Below are 12,190 nucleotides of genomic sequence, written 5' to 3'. Positions count from 1 at the left end.
GCACCACCCACCACCTCCTGACAGGAAGGACCCCATCATGGCTCAGAGCGTGCGCGCCCACCTGCGCTACAGCATCGACCACGAGTGGCTGGAGGACGGTGAGCCCGCACGCGTGGGCATCACCACCGTCGCCGCCGACGCCCTCGGTGAGGTCGTCTTCGTCGACCTGCCCGAGGTCGGCGCCCAGGTCGAGGCGGGCGAGCCCTGCGGCGAGCTCGAGTCGACCAAGTCCGTCTCGGACCTCGTCTCGCCCGTGAGTGGCACCGTCGTCGCCGTCAACGAGGCGGTCGTCGACGAGCCGGGCACCATCAACGAGGACCCCTACGGAGCCGGCTGGCTGTTCACGGTGACGGTCAGCACTGAGGGAGATCTGCTCAGCGCCCAGGACTACGCAGACAAGTTCGACGCCGTCGTCGACGGCTGAGCACTCAGGACCCGCTGTCGGCGGCCTTGCGGCGGGCGGCGAGGTCGGCGTCGTGACGGGCCGCCGTGGCGAAGGCCGCGCCGGGCTCGGCGATGGAGCCGAAGGAGGCCAGGTCGCGACGGAAGACGACGGCGGCCAGCCAGTCCATCATGATGCGCACCTTCCGGTTGAGGGTCGGCATCGCGTAGACGTGGTAGCCGCGGTGAGCGGTCCAGGCGGTGAAGCCGCGCAGGTCCCGGCCCATGATGCGGGCGACGCCCTTGCCGATGCCCAGGGAGGCCACGGTGCCCAGGTTCGCGTGCGCGTAGGACTTCAGAGGCACACCGTTCTCGTCCCCGGCGGCGAGGACGGCCACGAGGTTGTCGGCCAGCAGCTTGGCCTGACGCACCGCGTGCTGGGCGGTGGGGGCGCAGGTGGCCTCGGGGTCCTCGGAGGTCAGGTCCGGGACGGCGGCGCAGTCGCCGGCGGCCCAGGCTCCCTCGACCGGCGCACCGTCGCGCGCCACCTGGAGGGTGGGCAGCGCGGTGACACGGCCGCGGGCGTCGATGGGCAGGTCGGAGGCGGTCTGTAGCACCGGGGCGGCCTTGACGCCGGCGGTCCACACGATGGTGTCGGCGTCGAACTCGGTGCCGTCGGACAGGACGACGTGGCCGTCGACGCAGGAGTTGAGGAAGGTGTTGAGCCGCACGTCGATGCCGCGCTCGCGCAGCTGCTGCAGCCCGTAGCCGGAGAGCTCCTCGGTGAGCTCGGGCAGGATGCGGCGCGAGCCCTCGACGAGGACGAAGCGGACGTCGCGCTGCTCGATGGAAGGGATGGTGCGCACGGTCGCGCGTGCCATGTCCTCCAGCTCGGCGATGGCCTCGACGCCCGCGAAGCCTCCTCCGACGAAGACGAAGGTGAGCAGGCGCCTGCGGCGCTCGGTGTCCCACGTGGAGGCGGCGTCCTCGATGCGGGTGAGGACCCGGTTGCGCAGGGCGGTGGCCTCCTCGACCTGCTTGAAGCCCATGGCCTGCTCCGCCAAGCCGGGGATCGGCAGGGTGCGGGCCTCGGCGCCCAGGGCGATGACGAGGTGGTCGTAGGTCAGGGTGTAGGGCTCGACCCGCTCGTGCGTGGACTGGGGGGTCGGGGGACGCACGGTGACGGTGCGGCCCGCGTGGTCGATGGCGGTGACGGCGCCGGTGATGATGGTGACGCCGTCGAGGTTACGGCGGTGGGGGGCGACGACGTGGCGCGGCTGGATGGAGCCGGCCGCGACCTCCGGCAGGAAGGGCTGGTAGGTCATGTAGGCGCGCGAGTCGATGATGGCGATCTCGACCTGGTCGAGGTTGAGCTGGGCGCGCAGGGCCCGGGCGACGCAGAAGCCGACGTAGCCGCCACCGGCGATGACGACGCGGGGCGGACGGCGGCTGCCCGTGCCGGCGGCGACGTCGGGGACGTCGTGGCGGGCCGGACGTACGGCCAGTGCGAGGGCGGCTCCGGCGGCCAGGAGGCCGGCGGTCGACAGGGCAATGGTGGTGCGACGACTCATGGGCACAATCTAAGGGCACCCTTATTCCAGGATCTCGCTAGGACCTATTTCCTAGACATGGTTCCTGTCACAGTGCCGTGCCCGACCAAGAGCCGCCTTCACCGGCCGCCTGCGACCACCGTCCACTGATCCAGGGCCAGAGCGGCCGCCCCTCGCGCCCACTCGTCGAACTCGAAGGGACGCAGCAGGACGGGCACGGGCGCCGCAGCCCAGTGCCGCAGACCGCCCACTTCCTCATCAAAGACCTCGCGGTAGGTCTCCACCACGGCGACCCCCTCCCCGGAGACGACGACGAGCTCGGGATCGACGTAGGCGATGAGAGTCCCCACGACCCTTCCGATCGCCAGCACCGCACGCCGTAGGACGTCGTCGACGCCGTTGTGGCGACGCATGTCGGGACTCAGGAGCAGATCGAGACTCAGCTCGCCGGCCTCACACTCCAGGTGCTCGGCGGCCGCCCGCAGGATCCCGGGGGTCGAGGCGAGGGCCCGAGCGCACCCGGGGTGCCCGATCTCGCAGCTGGGCCCCGAGGGATCCACCGGCAGGTGCCCGACGCTGCCGGCCGCCCCCTGCGCACCGGAGACGACCTCACCGGCCACCACGACCCCGCAGCCGATCCCGGCGCCGAGGGTGACCATGGCGAAGGGGTCCTTCCCGTGGCCGGCCCCGAACCACGCCTCGGCGTAGGCGAAGGCGCGCACGTCGTTGGCCGCGACGCAGGGCAGCCCGGTGGCCTCGGCGACCATGGCGGCCAGAGGCACATCGCGCCATCCCAGGAAGCTGGCCACCACCACAGTCCGTCTCCCGACGACGGCCGCCCCCAGGGAGATTCCGATGGCGTCGGGCCGTCGCCCGCTGCGCTCGGCCAGCTGCGCCACCACCGAGGCGATGAGGGCCGTCACGGAGCCGGCATCGGTGTCGGTCAACGGCCGAGAGTCACTGAGGAGGACCTCGCCCAGCGGATCGGTCAGGACGGCGTAGAGGCGGTCATCTGTGAGCTTGATACCTGCAACGGTGGCACTGCTCGGGACGACGGCCAGCAGGCGGGTGGGTCGTCCCGGCCCGGCCACCTCCACCGGCGGCTGCTCCTCGATGAGTCCCGCCTCGATGAGGGGGCGCACCGTGCGTGTCGTCGTCGCCGCGGACAGCCCCAGGCGCTCGGCGAGGTCGCCGCGACTCATGGGGCCGGCGGAGATCAGGGCGAGCAGCGCCCTGGCGCCGAGGCTGCGTCCACCGCCCATCGTCGACTCCCACTCCCATCGTCGTCAGCTGCCACTGGGGCCGCACGGCCTGTGACCTGGAACGACGTTCACCGCCGTCCACGTCGTACCGACACTGTAGAGCAAACCCTTGCAAAATCTAGCATTGTCAATTATTTTCATCTTACAAGGAATCGCTTCCGGTTCCTCCCCCTCCCCTGGAAGGACGATGATGACCCTCCATCTGCGATGCGCCGACACCTCCGTGGTCCTCGACCTGCCCGACGACCGTTTCCCGGTGGTGCGCCACTGGGGCCCTGACCTGGGTGACGTCAGCGGTGACGACCTGTCCGACGCGGCCCTGGCCGCCGAGACGTCCTTGGGTACCAACACCGCCTGGATCACCAACGACCTGCCGATCCTGCCCCTGGCTCACCTGGGCTGGAACTCACGTCCCGCCGTGGCGCTCTCACGCACCGACGGCTCGGCCTTCTCGCCCCACCCCACCGCCTTCACCCACGAGGAGGACTCCGAGGACACCCCGGCCGGGACCGCCCTCGTTGTGCGCTCCAGCGGAACCGACACCGCCCACGAGCTGACCCTGGGCACTGAGCTGCGCCTGGAGGCCTGCGGCCTGGTACGTCTGCGCGCCTGGGTCCGCAATGACCGCCCCGAGTCCGACGGCGAGCATGGGGCCGACCTCGTCGTCGGCGAGCTCACGCCGGTACTGCCGCTGCCAGACAGCGCCGACGAGCTGCTGGACACCACCGGCCACCACGTCCAGGAGCGCCGGCTCGTGCGCACCCCCTTCACCCCGGGTACCCGCCTGCGCGAGTCCTGGGAGGGACGCCCGGGGCACGACGCCGTCACCTGGCTGGCAGCCGGCTCCACCGGCTTCGGATGGCGCAGCGGGCGCGTCCATGGCGTTCACGCGGCCTGGTCCGGCAACGTCCGTCACCTGGCGATGAACCCGGCCTCGGGCCGCAAGCTCCTGGGAGCCGGAGAGCTGCTCCTGCCGGGCGAGGTCTCGCTGGCCCCGGGGCAGACCTACACCTCTCCGTGGACGGTCTTCTCCTGGGGCGAGGGCCTGGACGCCCTGGCCCAGCGCAGCCATGCCTGGCTGCGCTCGCGCCCGTCCCATCCCACCCGTCCCCGCCCGGTGCTGCTCAACACCTGGGAGGCCGTCTACTTCGACCATGACCTGGACAAGCTCAAGGCCCTGGCCGACGCCGCCGCCCAGGTCGGTATCGAGCGCTACGTCCTGGACGACGGCTGGTTCGGCTCCCGCCGCGACGACACCTCGGGACTGGGTGACTGGCAGGTCTCCCCGGAGGCCTGGCCGAACGGTCTGGAGCCGCTCGTGGAGCACGTCCACGCCCTGGGCATGGAGTTCGGCCTGTGGTTCGAGCCGGAGATGGTCAACGTCGACTCCGACGTGGCTCGCGCCCACCCGGAGTGGATCCTGTCCGACGGCGCCGGCGGAGCGCCCGAGCACCGCCACCAGCGGGTCCTGGACCTGTCCGCTCCCGGAGCCTGGGACTACTTGTTCGATGCCATCTCCACCCTCGTGGAGCGCCTGGACATCGCCTATCTCAAGTGGGACCACAACTCCCCTCTGCTGGCCACGGGGCATGAGGTCTCCGACCCCACCGCGGGGCGCCTGGGGGCGGCCGCCGTCCACGACCAGACCCTGGCCGTCTACCGTCTCCTGGATGCGCTCCATGAGCGCTTCCCCTCCCTGGAGATCGAGTCCTGCGCCGGTGGTGGCGGCCGCATCGACCTGGGGATCATGGAGCGCACTCAGCGGGTGTGGGCCTCGGACTGCATCGACGCTCACGACCGCCAGAACATCCAGCGCGGTACCACGCTGCTGCTTCCTCCCGAGATGGTGGGCACCCACGTCGGCTCGGGGCGGGCCCACACCACCTTGCGCGACCTCGATCTCGACTTCCGGGCCGGTACCGCCCTGTGGGGCCATATGGGTGTGGAGTGGGACCTCACCGAGGCCGACGACGCCACCCGCGAGCGCCTGGCCTCCATCATCGCGCTGCACAAGGAGCTGCGCGGTCTGCTGCACTCGGGGGTGACGGTCCATGCGGATCTGCCCGACGACGACGTGCTGCGCATTGAGGGGGTCGTCGCCCCCGATGGCTCCGACGCCCTGTTCGAGATCGCCTCGCTGGGCCAGCTCCTGGCCTGGCCCACGGCGCCGCGTCCGCTCCCCGGCCTGGACCCCTCGCGTCGCTACCACGTGCGCCTGGCGGCGCCGGCCTACCCCGAGCTGCGCCTAGCGGCGGGCTGGATGGCCCAGGGCGTCACCCTGCCGGGCTCCTACCTGACCACCACGGGGCTGGCGCTGCCGGTGCTGCACCCCGACCACCTCGTCCTGCTGCGCGTGAGCGCCGTCGACTGAGGGATCGGCGACCCTCCGAGTCGCTGATCCGTTCTCTCTTCTTCTACCCGTCCCTACCCCGCCCGTCCGTCTTCGACCCGTTTTCTCTCATCACCGTCGATTTGGAGACCCGATGTCAACCTCGACCCCGGTCGCACGACCATCGCGTCGGCAACGCAAGCCACGCTCCGACCTCAAGCTCGGCCTCGCCTTCATCCTCCCGGCGACGATCGGCCTCGTCGCCTTCTACATCTGGCCCCTCGTCCGAGGCATCTGGCTGTCCTTCACCGAGTACAACCTCCTGACTCCCGAGGAGTTCACCGGCCTGGACAACTACAAGCGCATGGCCCAGGACGACACCTTCTGGAACGCCGTCGTCGTCACCGTGGAGTACGTGGTCATCAACATCGGTCTGCAGACGATCCTGGCGCTCCTCATCGCCGTCCTCATGCAGCGCCTGACCCAGTCCACCTTCGTGCGCTCCATCGTGCTGACGCCCTACCTGGTCTCCAACGTGGTCGCCGCCATGCTGTGGCTGTGGATCCTGGACAACACGCTGGGCATCACCAACCAGCTCCTGGAGTCCCTGACGGGCTCAGCCGTCGACTTCTTCTCCTCGTCGATGGCCATCCCCACCATCGCCATCATCAACGTGTGGCGGCACGTGGGCTACACGGCCCTGCTCATCTTCGCGGGTCTGCAGTCGATCCCGAACACGGTCTATGAGGCGGGCAAGATGGACGGCGCCAGCGAGTGGCGGATGTTCTGGCGGATCACCGTCCCGCTGTTGCGTCCCATCCTGGCGCTGGTGCTCATCATGACGATGATCGGTTCCTTCCAGGTCTTCGACACCGTCTCTGTGGCCACCCAGGGCGGCCCCGTCAACGCCACCCGCGTGCTGCAGTACTACATCTACGACATGGCCTTCGGGCGCTTCCAGTTCGGATACGCCTCCGCCATGGCGGTGGGGCTGCTCCTCGTCCTGGCGGCGATCACGATCCTGCAGTACCGCATGACCCGTGCGGGCGAGACGGACCTGGACTGAAGGAGGACCACCCATGACCACGACAACCGCACCCGTGTCCTCCGCAAAGTCCCCCAAGGCATCCGCTGCGGCGTCCTCCGAGGCCTCGGGCCGCCGGTTCACCGTCGGCAAGGCCCTGGCCTGGGCGGCGATGATCCTCATCATGCTGTTCACGCTCCTGCCCTTCTACTGGGTCCTGCGTACGGCACTGTCCTCCAACGCGGGCATCACCGCCCACCCCACCAGCCTGCTGCCGGTGGACATCAACCTGCGCGGCTTCGCCCGTGTCTTCGGCATGCAGTCCACTGAGGAGGCACTGGCCGACGGCGGCAGCGGCGCAGCCATCAACTTCTGGCTCTACCTGCGCAACTCAGTCATCATCTCCACACTGGTCACCGTGGGGCAGGTGTTCTTCTCAGCGATGGCCGCCTACTCCTTCTCCCGCCTGCGCTGGAGGGGACGTGACACGGTCTTCGCCGTGTTCCTGGGCGCCCTCATGGTCCCCTCGATCTTCACGCTCCTGCCCAACTTCGTGCTGGTCAAGCAGCTCCACCTCATCGACACCTTCCTCGGAGTGGCGCTGCCGACCATGTTCATGACGCCCTTCGCGGTGTTCTTCCTCAAACAGTTCTTCATGAACGTCCCGCGCGAGCTGGAGGAGGCCGCCCTGCTCGACGGAGCCTCCAAGGTCCGGGTGTTCTTCACCCTCATCCTGCCCATGGCCAAGGCCCCGATCTCGACGCTGGCGATCCTGACCTACATCACGGCCTGGAATGACTACTTCTGGCCCCTGCTGGTCTCCTACACGGACTCCTCGCGGGTACTCACGGTGGCTCTGGCCGTCTTCCGCTCCCAGGCCCCTCAGACCGGTCCCGACTGGGCCGGGCTCATGGCCGCCACGCTCGTGGCCGCCCTCCCGATGCTCCTGCTGTTCATGGCCTTCGCCCGGCGCATCGTCAACTCCATCGGCTTTACCGGAATCAAGTGAGGCACCAGATGACGACTCAACCGATCAGCCCTCTTCGCTCCTCACTGTCGCGCCGAGGCCTCCTGTGCGGCTTGGCCTCGGGCGCGGCCGCCCTGACCCTGGCCGCCTGCTCCGGCGGCTCCAGGAAGTCGGGAGCCGGCGCCGTCGAGTACTGGATGTGGGACGCCAGCCAGCTGCCCGCCTATGAGGCCTGCGCCAAGGCCTTCGAGGCCAAGACCGGCATCAAGGTCAACATCACCCAGATCGCCTGGGGTGACTACTGGACCAAGCTGACGGCCGGCTTCATCGCCGGGACGGGTCCGGACGCCTTCACCGACCACATCTCCAAGTTCGCCCAGTTCGTGGACCTGGAGGTCCTGGTTCCACTGGAGAAGCAGGCCGCCTGGGCGGGCGTCGATGAGTCCGCCTTCCAGGAGGGCCTCATCGACCTGTGGAAGGGGGAGGACGGCCACCAGTACGGCTGCCCCAAGGACTGGGACACCGTGGCGGTCTTCTACAACCGGGACATGCTCGCCCAGGCGGGCCTGTCCGAGGCGGACCTGGCCGACTGGTCCTGGAACCCCGCTGACGGCGGAACCTTCGAGAAGGTCCTGGCCCGCCTGACCGTGGACAAGAACGGCGTGCGCGGAGATGAGCCCGGTTTCGATAAGAACCGCGTGGCCGTCTACGGCCTGGGTATCCAGGACGCCGGTACCGGGGACGGCCAGACCCAGTGGAGCCCCTTCACCGGCTCAGCCGGCGACTGGTTCTACACGAACAAGGAAACCTGGGGTGACCACTACCGCTACGACGAGAAGGTCTTCCAGGACACGATGGACTGGTACTTCGGCCTGGTGGACAAGGGATACATGCCTCCGCGCGGCGCCTTCTCCTCCACGACCAGCACCGATGTCCAGCTCGGCAGCGGCAAGATCGCCATGTGCTTCAACGGGTCGTGGATGTTCGGCACCTACGCCAAGCTCGACGTCAAGGTCGGGATCGCGGCGAACCCCGTGGGCCCCAACGGAAAGTCGGTCTCCCTGTTCAACGGGCTGGGCGACTCGATCTCCAAGCAGTCGGCCAATATCGACAACGCCTCCAAGTGGGTGGCCTTCCTGGGAACCGCTGAGGCACAGGACATCGTGGCCTCTCACGGAATCGTCTTCCCGGCGATCGCCTCCTCCACGAAGAAGGCCGTCAAGGTCTTCGAGGAGACGGGGCTTCCCACCAAGCCCTTCACCCAGCACCTGGAGGACAGGTCCACGTTCTTCTTCCCACTGACCTACTTCGGAGCGGATGTGGGCGCCATCATGAAGCCGGCGACGGACGACCTGTGGGCCAACCGGGTGCCGGCCTCAACGCTGACGAAGTACAACGAGCAGGTCAACCTCCTGTTCAAGACGTCCAAGCACAAGAAGAGCTGACAGCTCGGTTGCTCGTGACCACCACGGGCCGGACCCGGTACATCGCCGGACCCGGCCCGTGGTCGTCAGCGCAGCCCCACGATCTGCCCGGTGTCGAGGTCGACGTCGATGCGCTCGGCGGCGGGCCGGCTCGGCAGCCCCGGCATGGTCGACAGGCTGCCGCAGATCGCGTAGACGTAGCCGGCCCCCGCGGCCAGGCGCACCTCGCGCACCGGCAGGCGCCACCCGGTGGGCACGCCCTTGAGGCCGGGCTCGGCCGATAGGGACAGCGGGGTCTTGGCGACGATGACGGGCAGGTGGCCGAAGCCTGCCTGCTCGTAGGCCTCCAGCAACCTGCTGGCGGCAGGGGTGTAGTCCACGCCGTCGGCACCGTAGAGGTCGGCGAGCTTGGAGATCTTGGTGCGCAGGTCGTCCTGCGGCTCATAGGCGGGTCGGCTGCTGGCCGGCTCTCCTGCCTCCTGGCAGGCCTCGACGACGGCTCCGGCCAGGTCGAGGCAGCCCTCGCCTCCCATGGTGACGGGGTGGCAGACCACGACCCGGGCTCCGGCGTCGCCGGCGATACGCGTCACCTCCTCGATCTCGGCATCGTGGTCGGTGGGGAAGACGTTGACGGCCACGACCGGGGTGATGCCGAAGCCCCGCACGATCTGCAGGTGCTTGAGCAGGTTGGCGGCGCCGTCGCGCACGTCATCGACGTTCTCCTGGAGCATCTCCTCGGGCAGGTCCTTGCCGCTGACGAGGCGGTGGCGTCCGCTGTGGGCCTTGAGCGCCCTGATGGTGACCACGACGACGGCGACGCTCGGGTGCATCCCGGAGACGGCGCACTTGAGGTCGATGAAGCGCTCCAGGCCCATGTCGGATCCGAAGCCGGCCTCGGTGAGGATGTAGCCGCCGTCGCGGGCTCCTGCCGCGGCGACGCGGTCGGCGATGACCGAGGAGCATCCGGTGGCGATGTTGCCGAAGGGGCCGGTGTGGACCAGGACGGGGGTGCCCTCGCCGGTGCGCAGGAGGTTGGGCTCGAGCGCGTCGCGCAGGACGGCGCACATGGCCCCGGCCGCCTTGAGGTCCTCCGCGCTGATCCACTCGCCGCCGCGGCTTCGGCCGATGACGATGCGCCCCAGGCGCCTGCGCAGGTCGGACAGGTCCGTGGCCAGCGACATGATGACCATGAGCTCGCTGGCCGGGGTGATGTCGAAGGAGGCCTGCCGGGTGACTCCATCGATCTTGGCCCCCAGGCCGGAGACGATATGGCGCAGGGCGCGGTCGTTGACATCCAGGACCCGGGGCCAGGTGATGGTGCGCTCGTCAATGTCGAGCTCATTGCCGTGGTGCAGGTGGTTGTCGATCATCGCCGACAGGAGGTTGTGGGCGGCGGTGATGGCGTGGAAGTCGCCGGTCAGGTGCAGGTTCATCCGCTCGGCCTGCAGGATGTGGGCGCCACCGGATCCTCCGGCTCCGCCCTTGATGCCGAAGGTGGGGCCCATGGCCGACTGGCGCAGAGTCAGGACTGCCTGCTGGCCCAAGCGGCTGAGCCCCTGCGCCAGTCCGATGGCCGTGGTGGTCTTGCCCTCCCCGAAAGGCGTCGGCGTGATCGCAGTGACGACGACGTAGTGAGGGCTACTCGCCCCACCGCCGCTCACGTGCTGGCTGGATTCCAGCGCCCGCAGGTCGATCTTGGCGACGTCGCGGCCATAGGGAATGACGTATTCGGCAGCTATTCCCGCTGATGCCGCCAGCGCGTGGAGATCGATCGGAGCGTCGGAGCCGTCAGTGGCCGCAATCACCTGGGTCATGGATGAAGCCTAGTCTGAACCTGCTCCCGGCTTCTGTCTTTCGCCATGGAGCCGCCAATCAGTGGAACATTGGTTGCTCCCAACAAAGAGTCATACCTTCAGCACACCGAACCTCATTCGACTAGTCTGTCGGTTACCCATCGGTCAACCATGGAGGTTGTTGTGAACCGTCGGATCGTCCTCTCCGCCCTCGCCGCATCGGCGTCACTGTGCCTTGCTGTGACGGGGTGCTCCGGCACATCGGGAACATCGCAGACCGCCGCCAGCAGTTCTGCGACTGCGTCGCCCGCGGGCCCTGTCGGCACCGTCGATCCGCCGTCGGATATCGAGGGCCTCAACAAGCTCGGCCTGTCGAAGGCCACGATGAGTATCAAAACCGCTCCCGGACTGAGCAACTATGACGAGAAGGGCCTCACCTACGTCGACCCGATTACGGATCCGGCCGCCGACCTCTCGGTCCATCATGTGACCTGGGACGGTAAGGAGACCTGGAAGGCGAGCGTACCGGTCCCCAGCGGCGCCGATCCCGCCTCGCTGAGTCCTGTGATGAGCTTCGATGATGCGCTCGGCGTCGTCTCTTACTGGTTCACCACCGACCAGGTCGATCCGAAGGACTCCACCCTCCGCCTCCACCCGGTCGTCGGCAAGCTTCACTGGTTCAACACCAGCACGGGACAACAGGGCTCTGACCCCTTCGCCGAGGACGGCAACACCTACTCGTCGCACAGCCAGCTGGTCGGAGGGCTTCAGCTGGGCAACGACGGAGGAATGAGCGCGGTGAAGGTCGTGGACTCCTCGCAGGCCCTTGTGAGTCACTCCGCGCAGGAGCTGGGACTGAGCGGCGGCAGTCGGGGCGAGTTCTACTCATGGAAGGGGCAGGTGCGTTTCAGAGGCACTGAGCCCGCCGACCCCGCAGATCTCCTCAAGCTCAACACCTCCAAACCCATCCCCGACCTCAGCGCCGACGCCCGAATCTGGACCACGCCCACCAGAATCCTGGTTCTGGACCAGTCGGACAGCCGCTTGCAGTCTGTGACCGACAGTGGGGCGCAGGTCCTGGATCTCAAGGGATGCACCATTCCACCCAAGAGCAACCTCACGGTCGGCAGCGGCGACACCTATGACCACCTCGGGCAACTGCGCATCGCCCAGGACGGGACCACGGAGTGCCTCTCCAAGACCATCGGAAACCCCGCCGACACCATCAGCACCACCCTGAGCGATGGCAGCATCATCGTTCGTTCCACCGCCGATGAGGGAAAGACCTTCTCCTTCCGCTATATCAGCGCCGACGGCTCCACGAAAGTCGATCTGCCGAAGAAACCGGTCCCCAGCGCCCACGACAAGCACCTCGTGTACTCCACCTCCGCCGACGGCATCTCAACAGTGACCGCCTTCAGCGAGAAGGACCTCAAGCCCTCGGGCTCCTGAGCCATGGG

The 12,190-nt window shown here is 68.4% G+C and carries 9 protein-coding genes; 6 read left to right on the top strand and 3 right to left on the bottom strand.

Annotated features, from left to right (window positions below):
• Nucleotides 1-37 precede the first annotated feature (37 nt).
• Nucleotides 38-424, top strand: a complete 387-nt coding sequence (gene gcvH / locus HMPREF3165_RS08405) for a glycine cleavage system protein GcvH (RefSeq protein ID WP_070512422.1) — start codon at nt 38-40, stop codon at nt 422-424.
• A gap of 4 nt (nt 425-428) precedes the next feature.
• Here gcvH and HMPREF3165_RS08400 read toward each other — a convergent pair whose 3' ends face one another.
• Complete coding sequence (locus HMPREF3165_RS08400; protein WP_070512420.1) at nt 429-1,952, bottom strand: NAD(P)/FAD-dependent oxidoreductase; 1,524 nt, start codon at nt 1,950-1,952, stop codon at nt 429-431.
• Nucleotides 1,953-2,050: 98 nt separating this feature from the next.
• Entirely contained in the window at nt 2,051-3,193 is a 1,143-nt protein-coding gene (locus tag HMPREF3165_RS08395; protein WP_070512417.1) for an ROK family transcriptional regulator, read from the bottom strand.
• A 190-nt stretch (nt 3,194-3,383) separates the two neighbouring features.
• Here HMPREF3165_RS08395 and HMPREF3165_RS08390 point away from each other — a divergent pair, with 190 nt between their 5' ends.
• The 4 genes from HMPREF3165_RS08390 to HMPREF3165_RS08375 all read left to right on the top strand — a co-directional run bounded on the left by HMPREF3165_RS08390 (nt 3,384) and on the right by HMPREF3165_RS08375 (nt 8,958).
• Complete coding sequence (locus HMPREF3165_RS08390) at nt 3,384-5,564, top strand: alpha-galactosidase (protein ID WP_070512414.1); 2,181 nt, start codon at nt 3,384-3,386, stop codon at nt 5,562-5,564.
• 112 nt (nt 5,565-5,676) lie between these two features.
• Nucleotides 5,677-6,588, top strand: coding sequence for a carbohydrate ABC transporter permease (locus HMPREF3165_RS08385; RefSeq protein WP_070512411.1), 912 nt, complete (start codon nt 5,677-5,679; stop codon nt 6,586-6,588).
• Nucleotides 6,589-6,601: 13 nt separating this feature from the next.
• Complete coding sequence (locus tag HMPREF3165_RS08380) at nt 6,602-7,555, top strand: carbohydrate ABC transporter permease (protein ID WP_004565229.1); 954 nt, start codon at nt 6,602-6,604, stop codon at nt 7,553-7,555.
• Nucleotides 7,556-7,563: 8 nt separating this feature from the next.
• The gene (locus HMPREF3165_RS08375) at nt 7,564-8,958 is read left to right on the top strand and encodes an ABC transporter substrate-binding protein (RefSeq protein ID WP_083303261.1); all 1,395 of its coding nucleotides are present in this window, start codon (nt 7,564-7,566) and stop codon (nt 8,956-8,958) included.
• A 65-nt stretch (nt 8,959-9,023) separates the two neighbouring features.
• Here HMPREF3165_RS08375 and HMPREF3165_RS08370 read toward each other — a convergent pair whose 3' ends face one another.
• Nucleotides 9,024-10,751 carry a formate--tetrahydrofolate ligase gene (locus HMPREF3165_RS08370; protein ID WP_070512408.1) on the bottom strand — a complete coding sequence of 576 codons (1,728 nt, stop codon included), beginning with the start codon at nt 10,749-10,751 and terminating at the stop codon, nt 9,024-9,026.
• Nucleotides 10,752-10,913: 162 nt separating this feature from the next.
• Between HMPREF3165_RS08370 and HMPREF3165_RS08365 the strand changes: the two genes are divergently transcribed.
• Nucleotides 10,914-12,182, top strand: a complete 1,269-nt coding sequence (locus HMPREF3165_RS08365; RefSeq protein ID WP_256275240.1) for a hypothetical protein — start codon at nt 10,914-10,916, stop codon at nt 12,180-12,182.
• The last annotated feature ends 8 nt before the right edge of the window (nt 12,183-12,190 follow it).

The sequence above is a fragment of the Actinomyces sp. HMSC08A09 genome (assembly GCF_001807465.1).
In the GTDB taxonomy this organism is placed as follows: Bacteria; Actinomycetota; Actinomycetes; order Actinomycetales; family Actinomycetaceae; genus Actinomyces; species Actinomyces oris.
Note: the sequence above shows the minus strand (reverse complement) of the source record. Positions and strands in the feature narration are given on the sequence as shown.

Excerpts from the sequence above, each read along its gene's own strand:
- gcvH (WP_070512422.1), top strand. The coding sequence starts at position 38 with ATGGCTCAGAGCGTGCGCGCCCACCTGCGCTACAGCATCGACCACGAG.
- HMPREF3165_RS08400 (WP_070512420.1), bottom strand. The coding sequence starts at position 1,952 with ATGAGTCGTCGCACCACCATTGCCCTGTCGACCGCCGGCCTCCTGGCC.
- HMPREF3165_RS08395 (WP_070512417.1), bottom strand. The coding sequence starts at position 3,193 with ATGGGCGGTGGACGCAGCCTCGGCGCCAGGGCGCTGCTCGCCCTGATC.
- HMPREF3165_RS08390 (WP_070512414.1), top strand. The coding sequence starts at position 3,384 with ATGACCCTCCATCTGCGATGCGCCGACACCTCCGTGGTCCTCGACCTG.
- HMPREF3165_RS08385 (WP_070512411.1), top strand. The coding sequence starts at position 5,677 with ATGTCAACCTCGACCCCGGTCGCACGACCATCGCGTCGGCAACGCAAG.
- HMPREF3165_RS08380 (WP_004565229.1), top strand. The coding sequence starts at position 6,602 with ATGACCACGACAACCGCACCCGTGTCCTCCGCAAAGTCCCCCAAGGCA.
- HMPREF3165_RS08375 (WP_083303261.1), top strand. The coding sequence starts at position 7,564 with ATGACGACTCAACCGATCAGCCCTCTTCGCTCCTCACTGTCGCGCCGA.
- HMPREF3165_RS08370 (WP_070512408.1), bottom strand. The coding sequence starts at position 10,751 with ATGACCCAGGTGATTGCGGCCACTGACGGCTCCGACGCTCCGATCGAT.